This is a genomic window from Pseudopedobacter beijingensis (assembly GCF_042678145.1).
GTDB classification, from domain to species: domain Bacteria; phylum Bacteroidota; class Bacteroidia; order Sphingobacteriales; family Sphingobacteriaceae; genus Pseudopedobacter; species Pseudopedobacter beijingensis.
The window spans coordinates 30,993-52,934 of sequence record NZ_JBHUDG010000019.1; the positions used below are offsets into that span (position 1 = coordinate 30,993).

At 36.6% G+C, this 21,942-nt stretch carries 24 protein-coding genes, 1 tRNA gene and 1 pseudogene; 17 read left to right on the forward strand and 9 right to left on the reverse strand.

Annotation, left to right across the window (positions count from 1 at the left end):
- Positions 1 to 4 precede the first annotated feature (4 nt).
- Entirely contained in the window at positions 5 to 1,519 is a 1,515-nt protein-coding gene (cls, locus tag ACFSAH_RS12350; RefSeq protein WP_379663054.1) for a cardiolipin synthase, read from the forward strand.
- Between the two features lie 2 nt (positions 1,520 to 1,521).
- On the opposite strand, the gene ACFSAH_RS12355 is transcribed toward cls, so the two are convergent.
- Positions 1,522 to 2,490, reverse strand: coding sequence for a GlxA family transcriptional regulator (locus ACFSAH_RS12355; protein ID WP_379663055.1), 969 nt, complete (start codon positions 2,488 to 2,490; stop codon positions 1,522 to 1,524).
- Positions 2,491 to 2,619: 129 nt separating this feature from the next.
- Between ACFSAH_RS12355 and ACFSAH_RS12360 the strand changes: the two genes are divergently transcribed.
- Genes ACFSAH_RS12360 through ACFSAH_RS12380 form a run of 5 tightly spaced genes read left to right on the forward strand, consistent with a single transcriptional unit; the run spans position 2,620 to position 4,322 of the window.
- Entirely contained in the window at positions 2,620 to 2,805 is a 186-nt protein-coding gene (locus tag ACFSAH_RS12360; protein ID WP_379663056.1) for a VOC family protein, read from the forward strand.
- 9 nt (positions 2,806 to 2,814) lie between these two features.
- Positions 2,815 to 3,030, forward strand: coding sequence for a VOC family protein (locus ACFSAH_RS12365; RefSeq protein ID WP_379663057.1), 216 nt, complete (start codon positions 2,815 to 2,817; stop codon positions 3,028 to 3,030).
- A 19-nt stretch (positions 3,031 to 3,049) separates the two neighbouring features.
- Positions 3,050 to 3,472, forward strand: a complete 423-nt coding sequence (locus tag ACFSAH_RS12370; RefSeq protein ID WP_379663058.1) for a VOC family protein — start codon at positions 3,050 to 3,052, stop codon at positions 3,470 to 3,472.
- Positions 3,473 to 3,478: 6 nt separating this feature from the next.
- A complete protein-coding gene (locus ACFSAH_RS12375; protein ID WP_379663059.1) occupies positions 3,479 to 3,895 on the forward strand; it encodes an SRPBCC domain-containing protein in 417 nt (138 codons plus the stop codon).
- A gap of 43 nt (positions 3,896 to 3,938) precedes the next feature.
- Positions 3,939 to 4,322 (forward strand): VOC family protein, encoded by a 384-nt coding sequence (locus tag ACFSAH_RS12380; RefSeq protein WP_379663060.1) that lies wholly within the window; start codon positions 3,939 to 3,941, stop codon positions 4,320 to 4,322.
- A gap of 212 nt (positions 4,323 to 4,534) precedes the next feature.
- On the opposite strand, the gene ACFSAH_RS12385 is transcribed toward ACFSAH_RS12380, so the two are convergent.
- Positions 4,535 to 4,852 (reverse strand): DMT family transporter, encoded by a 318-nt coding sequence (locus ACFSAH_RS12385; protein WP_379663061.1) that lies wholly within the window; start codon positions 4,850 to 4,852, stop codon positions 4,535 to 4,537.
- Positions 4,853 to 4,982: 130 nt separating this feature from the next.
- On the opposite strand from ACFSAH_RS12385, the gene ACFSAH_RS12390 reads away from it, so the two are divergent.
- Positions 4,983 to 5,336: a VOC family protein gene (locus ACFSAH_RS12390; RefSeq protein ID WP_379663062.1), complete on the forward strand. Its 354-nt coding sequence runs from the start codon at positions 4,983 to 4,985 to the stop codon at positions 5,334 to 5,336.
- Between the two features lie 185 nt (positions 5,337 to 5,521).
- On the opposite strand, the gene ACFSAH_RS12395 is transcribed toward ACFSAH_RS12390, so the two are convergent.
- Both ACFSAH_RS12395 and ACFSAH_RS12400 read right to left on the reverse strand, forming a co-directional pair.
- Positions 5,522 to 6,514, reverse strand: coding sequence for an aldo/keto reductase (locus ACFSAH_RS12395; protein ID WP_379663063.1), 993 nt, complete (start codon positions 6,512 to 6,514; stop codon positions 5,522 to 5,524).
- 69 nt (positions 6,515 to 6,583) lie between these two features.
- On the reverse strand, positions 6,584 to 8,617 hold the full coding sequence (locus ACFSAH_RS12400; protein WP_379663064.1) for a TonB-dependent receptor: 2,034 nt from the start codon (positions 8,615 to 8,617) through the stop codon (positions 6,584 to 6,586).
- Between the two features lie 186 nt (positions 8,618 to 8,803).
- Between ACFSAH_RS12400 and ACFSAH_RS12405 the strand changes: the two genes are divergently transcribed.
- Positions 8,804 to 9,436 (forward strand): YceI family protein, encoded by a 633-nt coding sequence (locus tag ACFSAH_RS12405; RefSeq protein WP_379663065.1) that lies wholly within the window; start codon positions 8,804 to 8,806, stop codon positions 9,434 to 9,436.
- A 58-nt stretch (positions 9,437 to 9,494) separates the two neighbouring features.
- On the opposite strand, the gene ACFSAH_RS12410 is transcribed toward ACFSAH_RS12405, so the two are convergent.
- From ACFSAH_RS12410 to ACFSAH_RS12420, 3 genes are all read right to left on the reverse strand, one after another.
- Positions 9,495 to 10,589, reverse strand: coding sequence for a lactonase family protein (locus ACFSAH_RS12410; RefSeq protein ID WP_379663066.1), 1,095 nt, complete (start codon positions 10,587 to 10,589; stop codon positions 9,495 to 9,497).
- A gap of 60 nt (positions 10,590 to 10,649) precedes the next feature.
- Positions 10,650 to 11,465, reverse strand: a complete 816-nt coding sequence (locus ACFSAH_RS12415; protein WP_379663067.1) for a murein L,D-transpeptidase catalytic domain family protein — start codon at positions 11,463 to 11,465, stop codon at positions 10,650 to 10,652.
- A gap of 146 nt (positions 11,466 to 11,611) precedes the next feature.
- On the reverse strand, positions 11,612 to 13,798 hold the full coding sequence (locus ACFSAH_RS12420) for a tetratricopeptide repeat-containing sensor histidine kinase (protein ID WP_379663068.1): 2,187 nt from the start codon (positions 13,796 to 13,798) through the stop codon (positions 11,612 to 11,614).
- 296 nt (positions 13,799 to 14,094) lie between these two features.
- Here ACFSAH_RS12420 and ACFSAH_RS12425 point away from each other — a divergent pair.
- From ACFSAH_RS12425 to ACFSAH_RS12440, 4 genes and pseudogenes are all read left to right on the forward strand, one after another.
- Positions 14,095 to 14,167, forward strand: a tRNA-Lys gene (locus tag ACFSAH_RS12425).
- A 48-nt stretch (positions 14,168 to 14,215) separates the two neighbouring features.
- A complete protein-coding gene (locus tag ACFSAH_RS12430) occupies positions 14,216 to 14,365 on the forward strand; it encodes a hypothetical protein (RefSeq protein ID WP_379663069.1) in 150 nt (49 codons plus the stop codon).
- Between the two features lie 129 nt (positions 14,366 to 14,494).
- Positions 14,495 to 15,370, forward strand: a complete 876-nt coding sequence (locus ACFSAH_RS12435) for a helix-turn-helix domain-containing protein (RefSeq protein ID WP_379663070.1) — start codon at positions 14,495 to 14,497, stop codon at positions 15,368 to 15,370.
- Positions 15,371 to 15,472: 102 nt separating this feature from the next.
- Positions 15,473 to 16,681, forward strand: a pseudogene (locus ACFSAH_RS12440) (TCR/Tet family MFS transporter).
- A 219-nt stretch (positions 16,682 to 16,900) separates the two neighbouring features.
- On the opposite strand, the gene ACFSAH_RS12445 reads toward ACFSAH_RS12440, so the two are convergent.
- Positions 16,901 to 17,776, reverse strand: a complete 876-nt coding sequence (locus ACFSAH_RS12445; RefSeq protein ID WP_379663071.1) for an AraC family transcriptional regulator — start codon at positions 17,774 to 17,776, stop codon at positions 16,901 to 16,903.
- A gap of 217 nt (positions 17,777 to 17,993) precedes the next feature.
- Between ACFSAH_RS12445 and ACFSAH_RS12450 the strand changes: the two genes are divergently transcribed.
- The 3 genes from ACFSAH_RS12450 to ACFSAH_RS12460 are packed head-to-tail and all read left to right on the forward strand — an operon-like array spanning position 17,994 to position 20,277.
- The gene (locus ACFSAH_RS12450) at positions 17,994 to 18,767 is read left to right on the forward strand and encodes a class I SAM-dependent methyltransferase (RefSeq protein ID WP_379663072.1); all 774 of its coding nucleotides are present in this window, start codon (positions 17,994 to 17,996) and stop codon (positions 18,765 to 18,767) included.
- On the forward strand, positions 18,764 to 19,357 hold the full coding sequence (locus ACFSAH_RS12455) for a GrpB family protein (RefSeq protein ID WP_379663073.1): 594 nt from the start codon (positions 18,764 to 18,766) through the stop codon (positions 19,355 to 19,357). Before ACFSAH_RS12450 ends, ACFSAH_RS12455 begins: the two co-directional genes overlap by 4 nt.
- Positions 19,339 to 20,277: a GNAT family N-acetyltransferase gene (locus ACFSAH_RS12460; protein ID WP_379663074.1), complete on the forward strand. Its 939-nt coding sequence runs from the start codon at positions 19,339 to 19,341 to the stop codon at positions 20,275 to 20,277. Before ACFSAH_RS12455 ends, ACFSAH_RS12460 begins: the two co-directional genes overlap by 19 nt.
- Positions 20,278 to 20,288: 11 nt before the next feature.
- On the opposite strand, the gene ACFSAH_RS12465 is transcribed toward ACFSAH_RS12460, so the two are convergent.
- Positions 20,289 to 20,852, reverse strand: a complete 564-nt coding sequence (locus ACFSAH_RS12465; RefSeq protein WP_379663075.1) for a Crp/Fnr family transcriptional regulator — start codon at positions 20,850 to 20,852, stop codon at positions 20,289 to 20,291.
- 126 nt (positions 20,853 to 20,978) lie between these two features.
- Here ACFSAH_RS12465 and ACFSAH_RS12470 point away from each other — a divergent pair, with 126 nt between their 5' ends.
- Both ACFSAH_RS12470 and ACFSAH_RS12475 read left to right on the forward strand, forming a co-directional pair.
- Positions 20,979 to 21,368, forward strand: coding sequence for a cytidine deaminase (locus ACFSAH_RS12470; protein WP_379663076.1), 390 nt, complete (start codon positions 20,979 to 20,981; stop codon positions 21,366 to 21,368).
- A gap of 105 nt (positions 21,369 to 21,473) precedes the next feature.
- Positions 21,474 to 21,911, forward strand: coding sequence for a carboxymuconolactone decarboxylase family protein (locus ACFSAH_RS12475; protein ID WP_379663161.1), 438 nt, complete (start codon positions 21,474 to 21,476; stop codon positions 21,909 to 21,911).
- The last annotated feature ends 31 nt before the right edge of the window (positions 21,912 to 21,942 follow it).

The window sequence follows — 21,942 nt, forward strand, 5'->3', positions numbered from 1 at the left end:
ATCTATGTTGGAAGACTTAAACCAATTATGGGGTGAATGGGGCGGTCCATTATTTGAGCAAACAAAGTTGGTTCTGATTTTTGAATTGGTATACCTGCTTGTTCTTATAGCCGTATGTCTCCGGATTATTTACGATACACGATCTGTCAGTAAAACATTAGCATATTTACTATTTGCCATTTTTGTACCTGTAGTAGGTATTGTATTCTATTTTTCGTTTGGTATTAATTACAGGAAACGTAAGATATATAATAAAAAACTGGTTATAGATGAGGGAATAAAAGAGCAGTTTCAGAATAATATTAAAATAGTTAACGAACAACTTCGTCAGTCTACCAATTCTGTAATCCGTCAGAACAGAGATTTGGTACGCTTGCTTTCCAATAAAAATGTAGGTAATGCGTTGGTATTGCCTGATAATCTCGTAAAAGTGCTTATTAATGGAGAAGCAGTGTTTCCGTTATTGATAGAAGAGCTTCAAAAGGCAAAGTCACACATCCATATGGAATATTACATTTATGATAACGATGTAATAGGTAACCAAATCAAAGATATATTAATAGCCAAAGCAAAAGAGGGAATAGAAGTTAGGTTTATATATGACGATTTTGGAAGTAAAAATATCAGAAGAAATATAGCGAGAGAATTACGTAGAGAAGGGGTACAGGCTTATCCCTTTAACGAAATAAAGTTGGTAGCTCTGGCAAACCGACTGAATTATAGGAACCATAGGAAAATTGTAGTCATAGATGGTGTAACGTCATTTATAGGAGGAATAAATATAGCTGATAAATATGCCAATACCGAAAATACAAAACTGTATTGGAGAGACACCCATTTAATGATTAAAGGGTTAGCCACACAATCTATACAGCAAATATTTCTTTCGGATTGGAATTTTTGCGGAAATCAGGATTTGAGTATCAACCAAAAATATTTTCCTGAAATAGAAACAGAAAAATACAATGGAACAGCAGACGTTCAGGTTGTTTCCAGCGGACCAGATTCAGATCTTCCTAATATTCTTTATTCCGTTATCCAATCCATTCATTTGGCACAATCAGAAGTTTTGTTAACCACTCCGTATTATATTCCCGATGATAGTTTGCAGGAAAGTTTAATTATAGCTGCACTTAGTGGTATAAAAGTAAAACTGTTGGTTCCGCGTAAAGGAGATTCTTACATAGTTAATCTGGCATCGCAAGCTTATTTTGAAGATTTGTTAAAAGCTGGTGTAGAAATTTATATGTATGAAAAGGGCTTTATACATGCTAAAACATTCGTTACAGATAGAAAACTGGCATCTGTTGGAACTGCGAATCTTGACTTAAGAAGTTTTGACCTTAACTTCGAAATTGCGGCATTGATATACGATAAAGAAATAGCAGGGGAATTGGCTGATGCCTTTGATAAAGATTTAAAATACTCTACTAAATTAAGTTATCAGGATTGGGTGAAAAGATCAACCTACCGTAAAATGTCAGAACGTTTAGTCCGATTAATATCACCCTTTATGTAAAGTTAGCTTATCAGTTTAAACTTATTTCTATAAGCTTTTGGTGTAAGTCCGGTAAAAGATTTAAATAATTGTCTAAAGTTTTTGATATCCTGATATCCAGATAACAGCATAATATCGGCAATGTCTTTTTGAGTTTCAGAAAGCATTTGTTTAGCTGCTTCAATTTTAGTTTTTTGTAAATATTTTATGGGAGTAAGGCCTGTAGTCTGTTTAAAACGACGTAATAGATTTCGTCTGCTAGCCGGAATTTCATCCAAAGCCTCTTCAACGTTTTTTAGTTGCTGATAGCGGGTATTAAAGATAACTTGTAAAGACCGTACAAGATCGTCTGTACTTAATTCAGGTTTAAAATATTCAAAATATAACTGATTGTTGCGGTCCATGTCAATGGCAAAAGTTTTGGCTACTCGTAAAGCCAGCTCCCGTCCACCATATTTTTGTATAATGAGTAGTTTAAGATGAAAACTACTGGTAGCCCCACCGCTAGTATAAATCTGATCACTTTGTGTTACCACAGCATGAGGCATTAGTTTTACTTCAGGAAATGCCTGTGAAAAGGCATCAATGGCATCTATATGAGTGGTGGCCGTTCTGTCGTTTAACAATCCACAAGCACCTAATAAGAAAGCACCCGTACATACACTCATTATGGTAGCTCCATTATTATAATGTTGCTTTAACCAGGGAATAAAGGGGGTGTTTTTAGCCAAGTTCTCCATCATGTTACCATTGCCAAAAGCAGGTACTAAAATTAGGTCTGGTTTTACATTTTGGTCGTGTACAGTGTGAAAAAGATGTCGGTAATTATGTAGTTCATTTTCGTCACTTTCTTGAATGCCCATAAGTTTAATGCAAAATAACGGTGTTTTTCCATCCTGTATAAGGTAAGAGTTGGCCGTATCAAAAACATCCATAATAGCGGCTAAGCTAAGTAATCGGTAGTTTTTGGTTAGTAAAATGCATAGGTTCATGGGATTACAATTTCAGTGTACAGCTATAAAGATAAAAAAATGTCTCAAATAGCCACTTTTTTTGTCAAAAGCAACCATTTGAAATAAAAAGGTAACAGCCTAAATTTGTTTATAACAAAAGCAAAAGTTATGATACAATCAGCATGGTTTAATATACCTGTCAAAGACCTTGAAAAATCTGGTGAGTTTTTTAAGGCAATAGGTTTTGTGCCTGGAGAACAGGGGAATAGTCCGGTTTCTGCTTCTTTTAAAATAGGAGAAAAACAGATAGTTATGATGCTTTTTGACGAGAAAGTTTTCGAAAATATTACATAATCCAAAAATGTGGATACTCAGAAAGGTAGCGAAATGATGATTTCTATAGATTTAGAAAGTAAAGCAGAAATAGATACACTGACAAAAAAGGTTATAGAGGCTGGTGGAAATGTGTTTAGTAAGCCACAATTTGTACAGGGAGGTATTTATGGAATGGCTTTTACAGATTTAGACGGACACCGGTGGAATGCTATTTATATGGATATGTCAACAATTAATCAATAAAAATAAACCATAAATATTTATGTTAAAACTAAGCACTTATTTAAACTTCAAAGGCCAGGCCGAAGAAGCATTCAACTTTTACCAATCTGTTTTAGGAGGAGAATTGTATCTGCAACGGATGAACGAAACCCCTTTTGGAGAGAATTTACCAGCTGATGAAAAAAATTGTGCTATGCATGTTTCTTTAACATTAGCCAATGGTGTAATATTAATGGCATCAGATATATTGGAGTCTGCAGGCCATCAATTAAAAGTTGGAAACAATTATTATGTATCTATCCATACCGATAGCAGAGTGGAGGTCGATAGGATATTTAATTCACTTTCAGCAGATGGTGTTATAGAAATGCCTATGGAAGATATGTTCTGGGGAGACTATTTTGGAGTTTTTGCAGACAGATATGGTATTCAATGGATGATAAGTCATCATACAGAAAAATAGATCAATATGAATGAAAATGCTATAAAAATATCTGCCATTATCCAAGCAGATATAAAACATGTTTGGGAATCCTGGAATAATCCAGATTCGGTGAAGCAATGGAATACGGCAATGCCGTCATGGCATTGCCCAAAAGCAGAAAATGATTTTACCATAGGAGGGAAATTTTTTTATACCATGGCTGCAAAAGATGGAAGTTTTTCTTTCGATTTTGAAGGCGAGTATACCAATATTATACCTCATCAGCAGATTGCCTATACTATGGGAGATGGAAGAAAAGTAGAGATTTATTTTAAATCTGTACCGGAAGGAGTAGAAATAAACGAACGTTTTGAACCTGAAAATATGAACAGTCTGGAGATGCAAAAAGAAGGTTGGCAATCCATACTCAACAATTTCAAAAAACATGTTGAAAATCAGTAATAAAAAGTACGAAAGTTTAAATTAATCAATTAAAGCTTTATTTATGGAATATAATCCCTTTGTACATATAGAAATATATGTAGATAACCTGGATAGAGCGGTACGTTTTTACGAGACCGTTTTAAACATAGAAATGAGTTATTTAACCAGTCCAGATAGTGTAGCAGATGAGCAGATGGTTTTCTTTCCCGGATCAGAAAAAGTGTTTGGTTGTGGTGGGAGTTTGGTGAAAAGTGCTCAGCAGAAACCTGGATGTAATAGCGTAGTGCCTTATTTTGGTAGTGAAGATTGTGCTGTAGAGTTGGGAAAAGTAGAAGCAGCAGGGGGGAAGGTTGTACAATCTAAGTTTTCTATAGAACCTCACGGATTTTGCGGAATAGCTATAGATACGGAAGGAAATACAATAGGCTTTCATTCTATGCAATAAGGAGAAGGTTAGAGTCTGAATTGTAAAAATAAATGCCGGCTCAATAATAAATTTGTTTTGCCGGCATTTTGTCAATCTCTTACCTTATTTAAATATACTTAAATTAAAATGAATAATAAAAATGATTAGTATTTGTTGTATAAAATACTTTGCTTTTGAAGGTTCTGCTAAGTTACGGTTTACACTATATTACATCTATAACGCTGTGTGGTTTAAGAAGAGAATTTTAAACCTACTACCCCAGCTATAATTAAGAAAGCAGAAAGCACACGCCATATTGTAGCCGAATCGTTAAAAAATAAAATGCCTATCAGGAAAGTGCCAAAAGCACCAATACCCGTCCAAACTGCATACGCAGTACCAATAGGGATAGTCTTTTGTGCTGCCCATAAAAAATATCCGCTAATACTCATTGAAATAATGGCTAATGTTAGACCAGATATTTTGTAAGATCCTTCTTGTGAAAGTTTGAGGCCTAAAGGCCATCCTATTTCAAATAAGCCTGCTATAATTAAATAAATCCATCCCATAGGTAGTTTTTCTATTAAAAAGTGATAATGTTTTTTAGTAAAACTGTAAAATGTAGCAATTGTTTTTGGGATCTCTTTAATTATCTTAGAAAAATTAACAACTATAAGACCTCGTTTTTTGAGAAATCAAATGAGTAAAGTAAAAAGAATAGTAACCAATATTTCGACTGAAAACATACAGCAATCAACCCTTTTTTATGGAGAAATATTGGGTCTAGATGTGTTAATGGATCATGGTTGGATAAAAACTTATGGTAATGATAACCAGATGCAAGTACAAATTAGTGTTGCAACAGAAGGAGGTAATGGAACTCCAGTTCCAGAATTATCTATTGAAGTTGAGGCTATAGGTGAATTGTACGAACAAATGAAAACTGCCGGTTTCGAAATTGTTTATCCGTTTACGGAAGAGGAGTGGGGGGGTAAACGTTTTTTTGTGAAAGACCCATTCGGGAAAATTGTAAATATTTTACAACATATTTAGTAAGCTGCGGTAATCCTATTAAGCTATTTTTAGTAGTGATAAATGTAACGTTAAGAACTGTATGTAATTACGTTATCCTGAACTTGTTTCAGGATTTGTAGACTTGGGTAGCGAATTGCTAAAAACGGCTTGTTTATCCTTTCCACCAAGAGATGCTGAATCAAGTTCAGCATCTTTGATGCTAGTTAAGCTAGTTTCAGTTTTTCAATTTCTGTATTCACTAAAAGTATATCTTCTTTAGATAACTTAATATTTGCTGCTTGGGTATTTTGTATAGCTTGTTCTGCATTTCTGGCTCCTGCTAAGGCCACAGTAATACCAGGTTGGTCTATTGTCCATCTTAACACCAATTGGCTTAAACTTGCGTTTTTTTCCTGAGCCAAGGGAAGTAAGGTAGATAAGAATTGATTTACTTTAACCAAATTTTCTTTTTGGTATAACGGATGTTCCGCTCTATGATCTCCTTCGTTAAAATGATACCCCTCCTTTATTTTTCCGGTCAGTAAACCTCTTTCTAATGGACTATAAGCTAATATAGCTTTGTGATTTTCTAATACATAAGGAACAATTTCCTTTTCAATGGTTCTTCTTACCATACTGTAAGGAATTTGATTAGAAACTATATTTAAGGTTTTCTCAGCCTCAATCATTTGTTCAAGATTATAGTTGCAAACTCCAGCGTAACGCACTTTTCCGTCATTTATTAATTTAGAAATCGCTTCAAAAGTTTCATGTATAGGTGTGGTAATGTCTGGCCAGTGTATTTGGTAAAGATCAATGTAGTCAGTACCTAATCTTTTTAAAGAATCTTCGCATTCTTTGATGATACTTTCTTTCCCTGCATATTTATAAATATCTATATCTTCACCAGCGTTATTTTTGCTTTTAAATCCAAAATAGCCTTTAGCCAAATCCCATCTCATACCAAATTTAGTCAGTATTTGTATTTTATCCCTTCCAAGGTTTTTAACAGCTTTCGCCACTATAATTTCGCTATGTCCCTGTCCGTAAATAGGAGCAGTGTCAATAGATGTCATTCCTTCATCAAAGCCTGATTGGATAGCTTTTATAGCTTCGTTTTCGTCAGAACCACCCCACATCCAACCACCAGCAGCCCATGCGCCAAAAGCAATAGCAGAGAGCTTTAAATCGGTATTTCCTAATTTTCTGTATTCCATAATAGTTTTTTATTCAATCAAATCTAAGAAACTCAATAGTAAAAGACCCGATTAAAATGTTATCAAATCTTAAAAAGTAATGCGCATACCTCCAAAATAGGTTCTTTTTGCTGCCGGATTATAAAAACGGTTACCAAAAGCATTCAGGTCATTTCCTAAACTATAAGTCTGATTTAATACATTGTCAGCACCAAAATAAAATTGTAGTGTTTTATTGTTCAGCTTTTTTTTCCAGCCAGCTTTAAGCATTACTAAATGGTAATCGTCTGCAAAAATAGTCGCAGCATCGTTTAAAGATGTTTTTCCGTTGTATCTGTACTGACCAAAAAGAGATAAATTCTGAATGAAATTAATATTTAAAGCGTTCGAAAATGTGAATTTAGGCACTCCGGTAAGTCTATTTCCCGAATAGTTTTCAGTATTGACAACGTAATTAGTAAACTTAAAGTCAGAATAAGTAATTCCTGAGTTGAGGTTTACCGTGTTAATGAAAAAGTGATTTGCTTGGAAAAGTATAGCGTTAATTTGCCACTCTAAACCTTTCTGTTTTGTGCCACCAGCATTTATAAAATAAGATTCTGATTGCGGATTTACTCTCTTTACAATAGCGTTAGTCATATTGTAGTAGTAAACATTCACATCCATAAATAGAGTATGGTTGTTATTGTTTAACCTAATTCCCGTTTCGTAATTCCAACCTTCTTCGGCTTTAAGATCAGGATTAATAATAGCATCATCGGCCCTTACTTCTGCTGTAGTAGGTAAAGAATAACCTTTGCTTATAATTCCTCTGGCAGCAAGGTGAGGAGTGAGGAGGTAGGAAGCCGATATTCTGGGCATTAATATAGGATCAAAAGTTGTTTTTCCTTTATAAAGCTCAGTAGATTGAGGCATGTTCTCGAAATGCATATTTCCGAAATTAACACTTAAAGAAGCTTCTCCTTTAAACTTTTGCCCAAGTCTGAAAGCAAATCTGTTGAATATAAACTGGGTTTGATTCTTGAGTTGATCGGCTTTGGTTAAATCGCCCGCTGTACCGGCACTATTTTTATAATTGATGATGTCGGCACTTCCGTTTTGAAATTCCCAACCTATATTCCATTGATAATTAAAAGCATTTGTAGGTTTGTTTTTCAATTCCAGATAAGTGCGAAGAGAAAAAGAATTCTCTTTTCGGGTTTCGTAATTGGTAAAGAATGGATTCTTGAAGTCTGATATTATTCCAGATATAGAGATAACATGTTTGAAACGTTCTCCAAAATTTCGTTGATGAGATAAACCACCAAAAAACGTTTTATTGAAAATACCTACGCCAAGTTCACGAGCATTTGCTCTTGCAGCTTTGGGGTTTTCTTGCATTTGTGCTAATGTAAGGCCACCTGGTGTTTGGTAATTCATATCTGCGTAAAAACCTGAAAATTTGATTTCGCCTTTTTTGTGATATTGCCACCGTTGTTGCGTTTGTACAAACAGACGTTCTGTAGCGGTGTTAACACGATAGCCATCGCTTCTTTGGTAAGCCTGGTTAAAGCTCATGGAATGCTTTCCGTTTTTTATGTCCCCATTTACGTATTGAGAGAATTGTCCGTACGATCCACCATTTATCCCTCCTTCAAACCCTTGTTTTTCAGAAAAACTGTTGAGTAAGATTACTCCACCGGAATTGGCACCGAATAAACTTCCATCCGGACCTTTCAGAATTTCAATACTTCTTAATGTATTTTGGTCAATAAGATTTAAATAGGTATTGCCGCCTGCATCTGTCAAAGGAAAATCGTCATAATATACCTTTATGTTACGTACCCCGAAAGACGAACGTAATAAACTACCACGTATAGAAAGTCTGTAACTGCCAGGAGAACGTTCTTCCATTGTTATTCCACTAACATTATTTAATGCGGGTAATAAGGAGCTAGCAGTGCTTTCTCGGATGTTTTCTTTATGTAATCCGTAAGCAGATGATGGTAGGCTAATTAAGGGTTGTTCTTCTAAATAGGCAGATACCTTTACTTCGTTTAAGTGTTTTGTAGAATCTTGTATTTGAGCAAATGATGTCTTTGTTACTAACAGAACTATAATAGTAACGGAAAAAAACGATTTCATCAGTATATATTTATCGTATTATAATAATTAGGTCTTACGCTAGAAAATCGTAAATTAGGAAATATTGTTTGTTAACGCACATTTTTTTTAAAACTTATTTGTGTGTTTTGTGTTTGTTTAACCATTGGAACTATATTTTAACGTTTAATAATTAATTGGTAACCCCTAAAAATTTTTAGAAAAATTATGAAAAAACTAGCATTACCGGTTTTATGTGTAGCATTTTTGGCTGCTTGTACAAATAACCCTAAAGGAGATAAAGCACATACTACAGATGAAATAAGCGACACAATTAATGTGTTAGGCAATACTTATAATATTAATGCAGAACATTCTGTTGTTCGTTGGACTGGCAGTAAAGTTACCGGTTCGCATACAGGTACAGTTAAAATTCAAAGTGGACATATAGTGATTAGTGATGATAATAAGCTAGCTGGAGGTGATTTTACTATTGATATGCACTCTATTTTAAATGAAGATTTACAAGGTAACGATGAATATAAAAACAAACTGGAGAATCATTTAAAAAGCGATGATTTTTTTGCAGTAGAGGCAAACCCTATAAGCACATTTAAAATAACGGAAGTTAAAGATGCTACACCTCAAGGAGCACAGGTGTCTGGTAATTTAACGCTTAGAGGGGTTACTAAAAATATCAGTTTCCCAGTAGAAATTACCTCTAATACCGATAAAGCTTTTACTGCTAATGCAGATTTTAATATTAACAGAAAAGATTGGGGAGTGCAGTACGAAGGAATGAAAGACGATCTTATAGCTGATGAGATTAATTTTAAAATTACGCTTTCAGCGGATAAATAGTAAAGTTTTATATCATATAAATAGAAAGAGCGGTAAATCAATTGATTTACCGCTCTTTCTATTTATAANCCTGTCCTGTTTTTTCCAATAAACCGGTTTGCTTATCTCTTTTAAATACAATAATATTATCGGTATTTTGGTTGGCAACCAATAAAAAAGAATCTGTAGGATCAATAGCGAAATTTCGCGGATGCACCCCTAATGTTTTTTGAACACCAATTTTAGTTAGCTTTCCTGTTTTATGGTCAACCTTGAAAATTACAATTTCGTCTACAGAACCTCTGTTACTAACATAAAGGAAATTACCATCTTGAGATAAATGAATATCTGCACCTCCGTTTACACCTTTGAAGTCCTTATTGTTCATATTTATACTCTGTATCTCTTTCAGCCCATTTGAGGTGTGGTCATATACTATAACATGGCCATTAAGTTCGCCTACTAAATAAACCTTATTTCCTTTTTTGTTGAAAGTAAAATGTCTTGGTCCGGTACCAGCTTGTGTAGATATAAATGCTTGTTGAGTATTTGAGTTTAAAGGTTGCTTGCTGTTATTTTTGTAATCATATACAAATATTTTATCTGAACCTAAATCTGCTGAGTAAATTTTTTGTCCATCCGGAGAATTAACAACAGAGTGCGCGTGTGCTGATTTTTGTTCGGGTTTTATACTTTTGCCTTCGTGTTGTATCTGTTGACTAAGTTTACCTATCTCTCCATTTTCTTTAATTGGAAAAATGCTTATACTACCACTGCTATAGTTTGCTACAACCAAATTCTTCTCGTCTTTGGTAAGCGTAATATAACAAGGATGTTGCCCTTTTACTTTTTCTTCATTAATAAGAGTCAGTTTTCCCGATTTTTTATCAAAATCAAAAGCATATACACCACCTTCAAAATTTTCGCTAACACTAAATACTTTATCTCCTTTTTTATTAATGGTTAGAAAAGAGGGATTCGATATGTTTTCCGTGTGACTAACAGGTGTTAGTGAGCCATTATTTGTATCAAACTCATATACAAAAATTCCTTTTTGTTGGGTTTTGGTATAGGTGCCAATGAAAAGAAAATACTTATCAGATTTTTTTGCCAAAACGGGTAGGCTAATTATAGAAGAAAAAGCCAATAGTAGTATAAGAGATGTTTTTTTCATTCTCAAATATACTATAAAATCTATGTTTTTATACTAGTGTTTAATAATGTATTCTGTTTGTTATGAGTTAATTGCGTGAAGAAAATTGTTTTCTGCTTTTTCTTCATTCAAGAATACAGATCGATAATTGTTAGTGTTATTTCCGTTAATGAATATGCAAGTCTTTCCTTTTATTATTTCAATAATTTCAGATGTTAATTCTACCGGAACCGCAGGACATCCCTGACTTCTTCCTAATCTTCCATGTTGGTCTATAAAATTTTTACTTACGTAAGAAGCGCCATGTATTACTATGGCCCGGTCTCTTGCTAAATTATTAACTCCTCTATCATAACCGTCCAGTCTTAAAGAAAGACCATGTTTACCTAAATAAGTTTCATTGGTGACATAAAAACCTAAGCTACTTTGGTTAGATTCAGCAATATTAGAAAATCTGGTAGCTAAATCATCTCCACTACCTCTGCCATGCGCAACATAGGTGTTCAAAAGCATCACTTTGTTTTTTAGATCAATAATCCACATTCTTTTTTCTTTGCTTGATTTAGAGAAATCAATGATGGTAAGAACCTCTTTTTCTCGGTTAAGATGTTTTTCCTGTTTAAGATTAATAAAACCTGTTAACGCTTTTTCAAATACTGGAAAAGTTAGTCCAACCTGTTGTAAGCCTATGGAACTGTATATGTCTGTCAGGTACTTATCAAAAGAAGGATTCTCACTTTGTGTAGCTACTGTCGTAATTGCAGTCGAATCAGTATTTAATTGTTTATGATGGGAGTTTACATTTGTCCAGCTTATAAAGGAAATGATGAATAATAAGGCTAAAGGGAGTAAATAAATTAGTGAAATTTTTTCTAATTTCTTCAAGTCTTTCTTCATATCACAAATCTTCTTTAAAACTTTTTTACTTGAAAATTCTTTTAAATACCCTATAAATAAATATAGAAGTATGTTTTATACAATGCATTAATAACTAGGTTAATATACGTTGTTTTTTCTGATTTATTATAAAGCGAATAAAAAAATTACGAATAATTAGGAATGGTGAAAGATACTGTCGTACCTTTACCTACAGTGCTATTAATAAAAATATTACCTCCACTTTTTAATACCAGCTCTTTACAGAAAAACAGGCCAAGGCCAGTGCCTTTTTCTTTTCTGGTACCTAATGTGCTTGCTATTTGCCCATCAAAAAGTGATTGTAATTGCTCTTCTTTAATACCCACTCCCTGATCTGTAATATTTACAGTAATGCAGCCTTTTTCTTCGTGTGAAGAGATAATTATTTGTTGATAATCATTGGAATATTTTATAGCATTAAGAACCAGATTTCTAATGATGATGTTTGTAAGTAAAACATCAATAGCTACTACACGATTTTTGTCTGTTTCATTTAATATGGTAATGTTCTTTTCTTTGGCAAAATGACGGAGTGTTTCTAGTCTTTCATCGATAAAATGATGCAAGTTTTTTGTTGTGATTTTTAAGTTAAAACCTTTCAACTGAGATTTTGCCCAAATCAATAAACTATCTAGAACCTGAGTGGTGTCTCTTACATTATTGGAGATTTTAGGCACCAACTTAGCAAGTTCTTTCTCATCTATAAGATTATTCTCTATAAGTTCAAGAATAGATGTTAGGTGTGATAAAGGCTTTCTAAGATCATGGGATATAATAGTGAATATTACATCTTTATATTCATTAAGGTTTGCTAAATCTTTAGACTGTTTATCTATTTCTTTCCGATGTTCTTCTATTTCCTTGTTTTTTAAAGTAAGATCCTGATTTACCTTTTTTAGATTGTTATGGTTTTTTATGTTATTTAAAGAAAGTAGTGCCAGACTAGTTAAAAGAAGTATGGAGAAAAAGATTACAATTTTTTGCTTTTCAATCTTAATCATTAATGCTTCTTTTTGTTTAGTAACCTTGATTTCGTTAATTTTACGAGCTTGGTTAATATCCAAATTAGCTGATAGTTCTGTGATATTATTTACATGAGATTCATAAGTGTTTACCCTGTTTAGTTCATGGATATCTTCCTGTATTTGATAAGCTTTAGCGAATAAACCTTGTTGGGCATAAGTCTCTTTTAATTGAGTTAAAAGAATGACTCTGATAGGAACCATATTGTTTGCTTTTTTCAATTCAAGCGCTTTTGTTGCCGTTTTTTCAGCTTGTTTAAAGAGTTTCTGACTGTTATAGAGCTTTACCAAATAAGCAGAAGAATACATAATACAGTAGGAGAGGTCTTCCTTTTGGGCTATATTGTATCCTTTTTTTATCCAAACCTCAGCCTCCTCGTAATTTTTTTGTCGAATAAGAACCCGCCCCCGGTCTGTATACGATATGCTGAGTAAAAAATAATCTCTCTCTTTTATCTCGTGTTGTAGTTTGATAGCCTTATCTATATATATTTTAGCCAGTTTTATGCTGTCCATATTTAGATAAACATTATTAAGACCAACATAAGCATAGCTTAAAGTAGAATCATCCCCATTTTCTTTAGACAATTTAATACTCTTGTTAAGATACTCTATTGCCTTACTGTATATTTTTATGGAATTGAAAACCTGGCCTATGTTGTTGAGATGAAGAGCGAATTCATCTGGATTATTTAATGTCCTATCAATTTCATATGATTTAATATAAAATTTTACAGCATTGCTATAGTCGCCAATATAATCACTAATAATACCCATATTGGTGTAGATATTAGCCATGGCGTTAAGGTCATTTATTTCTTCATATTTTTTTAGTGAACTTTTGTAGTTTTCTATTGCCAGTTCAGACTTTTGCCCTAAATCATAGCTATAGGCAATATTAAAAGAACAATCAGCATCCCGTTGCTTATTGTTTAATTTAATATAAATGTTCTGTGCTTTTTGGTAATATTCTATTGCCTTATCGTAATTCCTCTCGTCAAAAAAAGCTTCGGCCATTAAAAAGAAACTTTTAGCAATACCATTTTTGAAATCTAAGGCTTTAGCTATTTTAAAAATCTCAATTGTTTCTGTTTTGTAGTTTCGTTTGTCTTTTTTTGAGGCTATTTCATCAAGGTACACACTTACTTCAGTACTGTCGTAAGTAGTTTCTTGCGACAATGTTTGATTTATCGTAGTTTTTGGGATGACAGCTTTGTTTATACTAAGGCTATTAGCTGATAATTGTAAGCTGAAAACTAAAAAAATAAAAGTTAGTGCGTTATTTAACATTAATTTCGATTTGAAATTAATAAAAAAACAATTCGAATGAAAAGTTAATTTAAAAAATTTCGTTTTGATATCTGTGCTTTGTTTTTTTTGCAAAAACATTAAGATAATCTGATTTGCTTATTTTTATGTTGTATTAAGGTTTTAATGACTTTGAACCGTGTTTTTTTTAAGCTGTATAACAGTTACTTAATGTCTTTTTTGAATTTTTTGTTACTAAAAGTTTGCAGAAATAAAATCATTTAGTACTTTTGCACCACATTAAACAACAGGGTTTATTTCCTAAATGTTTAAGGGAAGATTCCGTAGCTCAGCTGGTAGAGCATTACACTTTTAATGTAGTGGTCCTGGGTTCGAATCCCAGCGGGATCACAAAAAAAAGCAACTTCAAAAGAGTTGCTTTTTTTGTTTATCCATGGAATGAGAAGCTCAGTACGATCCGCAGAAAATCAACTTGACAAAGGAATGGGAGTATTTGAAAGAATTAAATCATTCATAGGAAAATATAAACCAACTTCATCACCAAAAATAATAGCCATCAGTGGTGCTACAAGAAAGTATCCGGAATGACTTACTAAAACAGCATGGTTATGCACAATCTACTTCATGATTTTATAAATCCCCATTTTTCAGATAGTAAAACTGCTATTCCGTAATTTATTTTAGTGCGTTTTTAGCTGCGTTTTTGGATATTTGTACATGGCTCTATTTATAACTTTAGATAATGTCTATAAATTGTACAATCTCGATCCTTCAAAAAAGACGGAAGGGATAATTGTGCTTAGTCAACAAAATGGTCCCAATAAGGAATATACAAGTCACAGTCGTCTGTTTGATGGCTTATTACTAGGGTTCATGGTACAAGGATCCATGAAATCGCACATCCATTTTTTAGAGTATGAGATAAACACGGGCGATATTGCTATTTTACAACCGCAGTTGATGATCGAAACAAAGTCATTGAGTGAAGATGCAGAAATAGTAACAATTGGTCTATCATTGGATTTTATTACAGAATTTCCCATTCTACGTGAGTTTGTAATGAATAATGAAATCAGGTGGCAACCCATTATCAGGCTTCAACCTGAAGACATGAAGCTCCAAAATGAATTGTTGACACTTATACAAAGCTTCTATCATAAAAAACCGAGTCCTAATAAAACACAAATGCTACGGCATCTTGTTATGGTTCTAATTAGCATGATTTCTGAAGTATATTCTGATTTACCGAATAACAAAAGTGTTGTAAAAAACCGAACACATGAGATTATAGACGATTTTTATCTCCTAATTTCAAAGCATGCTCACCAACAAAGAAACGTTGCATTTTATGCTGAAAAGCTACATTTAACACCACAATATCTTTCTTCTTTCCTGAAACAGAAAACCGGAAAATCTGCATTACAATGGATTGATCATATCACCGTTCTACATGCTAAAACATTATTAAAATCTTCTAATTTATCCATTAAAGAAATTAGCAATGAACTTCATTTCGAAGAAACAAGTATCTTTTGCAGATACTTTAAAAGAATAGTAGGCGTGTCGCCAAAAACGTATAGAAACGAAGAATAATATATCCGTTTACAGATCGCTGAGCATGATTAGCTTTCAAATCGTACCTAAACGCCCTTAAATTGTCAATACTATCTTTTTATCGCTGTTTAATTTTACAGCATGAAAAAAACAGATAAAAAGGCAGCTATTGGATTTATATTTATCACGTTGTTGATTGATATTACAGGTTGGGGCATCATACTTCCCGTAGTCCCTAAACTCATTGGAGAACTTATCCACAGTGATCTTAGTGAAGCAGCAAAATATGGAGGCTGGCTTGGCTTCGCTTATGCTATTACGCAATTTATGTTTGCACCTATAGTAGGCAATCTCAGTGATCAATATGGAAGACGTTCAATTATTTTAATCTCTCTTTTTGGATTCGCTATTGACTATATACTATTAGCACTTGCGCCTTCCATTGCTTAGTTATTTTTTGGAAGAATCATCGCCGGTATTACTGGAGCAAGTATTTCAACAGCTAGTGCCTATATAGCCGACATATCCACCGATGAAGATAGAACCAAAAATTTCGGCTTAATAGGTGCAGCTTTTGGACTAGGGTTTATTATAGGTCCGGTAATTGGTGGTTTGCTTGGACATTATGGAGCAAGAGTTCCCTTTTACGTTGCTGCTATATTATGCATGATGAATTTTCTTTATGGATTATTTATACTACCAGAAAGTTTAGAAAAAGATAAACGTCGACCATTTAATTGGAAACGAGCAAATCCTATTGGAACATTTAATTTTTTGAGAAAACAATCAAAAATATCAAACCTTGTGGTTGCTTTAATTTTGGTCTATGTCGCTCTTCATGCTGTACAAAGTAACTGGCATTTCTTTACCATGTATAAATTTAATTGGACAGAACGAACCGTAGGCTTATCACTTGGTTTGCTTGGATTCGTACAAGGAGTTCTAATAAGATGGACAATCCCAAAATTAGGAGAACAGAAAAGTGTATATTTTGGGTTGCTATTCTATGCCTTGGGCTTCATGCTATTTGCATTTACCAATCAAGGTTGGATGATGTTTGTTTTCCTTATCCCATACTCTTTAGGAGGAATCTGTGGACCGGCACTACAATCAATCATCAGTAAAAATATTCCTTCAAATGAACAGGGCGAACTTCAGGGAGCATTAGCAAGTTTAGTAAGTGCTACTTCTATTATAGGTCCTCCAATGATGACCAACCTGTTCTATTACTTTACACATGACCAAGCGCCATTTGAATTTTCAGGAGCACCATTTTTTCTGGCATCCATTTTAATGTCTATTAGTGCAATTATTATATATTTTGCTTTTCAACAAAAAAGTAAACCGTAATCTGAAAAATAAAAATGCAGCAATCCGAAGAGGTAGCTTTAAGCATCTCCGATTCTTATAATTTTTCTTTTAAAATAGATTATTGAATTTAGGATTTAACAACTCCCGGCTTATCAATATTTGGAGTAGCTATATCCAAGCTTTTTAATATCCTTTAGTTGGTGTAATTGTCTTAAATCTTCATTTTATAGTGAAGGTTTTTTCTGTACCCCCAACCCACTACCTCCCTCTAAACCCATTAGGAGTCATGCCCGAGCAGCGTTTAAAATACCTGCAAAACAGCGAAGCATCTCCGAAATTCAGTTCATTGCTGATCTCGTTCACCGACAAAGTTGTCGATTTCAGTAAAGACTTTGCGTGCATCATCACCACATGTTCAATCCACAGCGTAATCGGTTTGCCCGTATGCAGTTTCACCAGAGACGTCAGGTATTGCGGCGAAAGATGCAGCCGGTCAGCGTAAAACGACACACTCCGTTCGCGGCGGCAAAACTGCGAAAGCAACGTATAAAAATCATCAATAATCTCATCCTTCCGGCTTTTCACCACACCCCGTTCCTGCGACAAAGAAGCGTAGGCACCCGACAAAGAAGCAATCAGCGCAAAAATAAGATACTGCAGCACCGTCTTTTTCGCCGGCAAGCCCTCCGTAGCATAATAGCTCCGCAAGAGCGAAACAAAGTCCTCCGACAAATGATGACCCAGCTCCGAAGGGCAGATCACCGGATGCCAGCGAATCTCATTATTCGTAATAAAATCACGCAACACCGGAAAGGCACTGATAAAATCCAGCGACATCGCAATCGAAACCAGTTCCAGATCGTCAGAAACCCGCACCGGATCAATCACCAGCTGCGGCAATACCACCGCCACAGAACCCGCCTCCATCACATACTCCGTAAAATTAATCTGTGCCGACAAACTCCCCGCAAAACAATACGAAATCAGCAACCCATCAAACTGATGGCGAAAACCCGCATAGGGTTCCTGCAAACGATGCACATTATCCAGAATAGCAATCCCGTCCACGCGGAGCGGCATCTCCACCTGGTGCATCTCGTAAATCCAGTCAATCGTAAGAAAATGCGGCATCATACCCAAAGATACAAATAGATAAAAAATGCATATTCAGACAACCGTCCAAAAACAGCAAAAAGAATACTGAAACATCATTTTTTGACAATGAAAAGAAAAAGTACCTTACAAAATGCACAAAAAAATAGAGGAAATGATAATACAAGAACACAGCAGTATCCGTAAATTTGTAAAGCACAGCCACAACATCCGCTAACAACCCGCAAAAAAGAAGAACATGCAGAGAGCCAGCAACAGTACCACCCGATTTTCCGACCGCGTAGCAGACTACGTACGGTACCGGCCGCATTATCCCGAAAGCATGACCGCAACGTTGCAGGAAGCCGGAATCCTCGACCGCAATACCATTGTAGTCGACATCGGATCAGGAACGGGACTCTCCTCAGAACCCTTTCTCCGCTTCGGAAATACGGTGTATGCCGTAGAACCCAACCAGGAAATGCGTGAGGCCAGCGAAGCATTGTACAGCAACTACGCTAACTTTAAAGCAGTAAACGGCAGCGCAGAAGCAACAATATTGCCGGCAGCTACCGCCGATCTGATTTTTTGCGGACAAGCCTATCATTGGTTCGACCCCAGGAAAACCCGGGAAGAATTTACACGCATCCTGCGGCCGGGAGGCAGCATTGTACTGGCCTGGAATGAACGCAGCACCACCGACCCTTTACAGCAGGAATACGAACAATTGCTGCGCACCCACGTTGCCGAGTACAGCCGTGTTACCCAGAGAAATATCAACAGCGAACAAATTTGTTCGTTTCTACAGCCCTTTCCGATGCAGGTAATTGCCTTGGAAAACAGCCAGGAATTTGACCTCGAAGGACTCAAGGGGCGCATGCTCTCCTCGTCCTACAGTCCGAAACCGGGCGAAGCAACCTATTCTGTTGTAATGGAGGGATTGGAGCAGCTGTTTGAAAAATACCAGAACAATGGACACCTCACCTTCAGGTACGACACCTTATTATACATCGGAAACGAAAAAAACGCATGATTTTACCTTTTGAACCCTACAATCCGGCCTGGAAAAACCAGTTTAATACCCTGAAAGAGGAACTGGAAACCTTGCTGCAACCGATAAAAGCAAGTGTAGAACACATTGGCAGCACTTCGGTAGAAGGACTTGCTGCAAAACCGCTGATCGATATTCTGATAGGGCTGGAAAACGAAGCCGATCTGGACAAAGTGCCGGCGTTGCTGCAGGGAAAAAACTATGTGTATTATGAAAAATACAACGAGGATATGCCTTACAGGCGTTTTTTTGTGGCATTAACGGACCAGCCGGAAAAACTGGGTGTTCCGGCGCACATAGGACCGGACGATGAAATTCCGCTGCGGCTGCACGACCACAGCCTGCGGATAGCACACATTCATACCATCCCACAACGGTCCGGACACTGGCTGCGGCACATTGCTTTTAGGGAGTACCTGCGGACACACCCGGCGGTAAAAAACGAATACCAGGCACTGAAAGAAAAACTGGTACAGCAGGAGTGGGAAGACGGCAACGATTACAACGAAGGGAAAGACGCATTTTTAAAAGAATACGAAAAAAAAGCAGTAACATGGTACCACAACCAATAAGCGTAAACCAGCAGGAAATCCACATCAACGGAAGTGCTTACACGCTGTGCGTTGCGTACCAGAATCAGCCGCAACTCCGGGAGCAACTGAATGCCATGACCCGTACCTTCTGGGGTTTTGATTTTGAGAACTATTACCAGTCGGGATACTGGGACAACAGCTGCCAGTTGTATTCTTTATTTAAAGATGATAAGATAGTGGCACACACCACAGTAAGTTTGTTTACTTCAAGCTGGGGTAAAACACCAAAAACGCTGTTACAGATAGGAACGGTAATGACGGATGAGGCGTGGAGAAACAGAGGATTGAGCCGTTTTTTGATGGAACACATCCTGAAAATATACAGCGGTAAAACAGATGGAATACTGCTGTTTGCCAACGAAACGGTCTATGATTTTTACCCTAAATTTGGCTTAGTTCCCGTACAAGAATACCAGGCAGTAATACAGGCAGTACCCCAAAAAGAACACGAAAAAAACTTAGTAAGACCATTAAATTTTTTAGTATCGGAAGACCTTCGTTTATTTGAACAAGCCGTACAAACAGCGGTGCCCAACAGCGTATTCCCGTTGCAAAGTCAGGCCCTGCCGTTCTTTTACTGTGTAGCCAATCCGGAATTTGGGTTCAGCAATGCCGTGTATTATGTAGAAACTTTACAATGCGTTGTAGTGATGCAGGAAGAGGAGGGGATTCTGTACATTCATGAACTATTTGCCCCGCAGGAAATAGAGTTGCACCAACTGATAACAGCCCTGACGGGCGAAAAGAAGCAGGAAATCCGCTTAGGTTTTACACCCCTTAACGGAACAGTTGAATACCAGCCTTATGAGGAAGACGACCTCCGGCTGTTTGTATCCGAAAACCTGCATGCGTTCTTTGAAAACCAACCACTGATGGTACCCGTACTGTCGCATACCTGATTAAAAAAACATCAGATACGGGCGCGGATGCGGCTCAGCGACACGGGAGAAATACCAAGAAAGGAAGCAATGTCCTTCAGTTTTACCCGTTGAAACAGTTCAGGCTGCGAGCTCAGCAATTTCAGGTAACGTTCCTCGGGCGACAGCAGAATATAATCCAGGTGGCGCTCTTCAGAAAGAATACTTTCATGCTCAGTAACCACCCGCGACCAGTTCGCAATGTCAATAAACTGACGGTACAACTGCTGCATACCGGCTACATCAATGCGCAGCAATTGGCAATCTTCCAGCGCCTGAAAATTTTCGTAGCCCCTGCGCTGGTAAAAATAGCCATAAGAAGAGGTCACAATATCGCCCTCCCGCGCAAACCAGAAAGTCAGTTCCCGTCCGTCGGTATGCACAAACTCGCGTAAAATACCTTGCTGAACAATATAAGCATTGCGTTCCAGCCGGGTGTCGGAAATCAGCAACTCGTTTTTCTTCAGCGATACCGGCGTCAGCAACTCCAGCACCCGTTCCAGCGCATCGGCAGAAAGCAGTTCAACAAACGGAATACGGTACATATGTTTCATCATCACAAAATAAAACCATCAGCATACATCAAAAATAAACAAAAAAAGAAGGGAAAGGGCGGAGCAGAGGGGAAGAATATAACACACAGCGTCCGCCGATAGTAAGTAGCAAACCATAAATACAGAAGCATGAACCTGAAAGAAATAGCAGCCCAACTGGCAACACCCGTACTGCTGAACGATTATGTGGCTTACGGAGACGTAGCGGCAGCGATAGAAACCGCAGACGGAACAATTTATACCGGCATTAGCATAGACACCGCCTGCTCGCTGGGACATTGTGCGGAACACAGCGCCGTATCTGAAATGCTGAAACACGGGGAATACCGCATAAAAGCCGTAGTAGCAGTAGATAGCAAAGGAAATGCGATGTCACCTTGTGGAAGATGCCGCGAGTTGATGAGCCAATTAGCGGAAGAGAACAAACACGCCCGCATAGAGGTGCGCAACGGAATTTTTAAAACGCTGGAAGAATTACTGCCTTTTGACTGGAAAACGACCGCAGAAGAACAACGGTAACTGTCCGAAATAAAAGTAGAAATAAGGGATACATCCTGACGATTTAATTACCCGTTGGAAGACGCTTTTTCCTACCTTTATCAGACAACAAAAAACAATACCATCATGCAACAACGAATAGACATCTCCGAAACAGCTGCCGGAGCCTACAACAGAGTACTGGCGCTTGAAAATTTTATTCAGGCATCCCAACTCTCCAAAACACACCTCGAATTAATCAAAATCCGCGCATCGCAAATCAACGGCTGCGCATTCTGTATCAACATGCACACGCAGGACGCCCTGAGTCAGGGAGAAACAGCACAGCGCATATTCCTGTTAAACGCCTGGAAAGAAACGGAATTATTTACGGAAGAAGAGCGGGTAGTGCTGGCCATGACGGAAGAAATTACACTCATCAGCCAGAGCGGATTAAGCGACAGCACGTACGAAGCGGCGTCCAGGCTGTTTGACGAGGAATACATTGCCTTAATTATTATGACGATTGTTACCATTAACGCCTGGAACAGAATAGCGGTTAGTACCAACAGAACCGTAAAATAATACGGAACAACAGGGCCGGAAGTTTAAATAT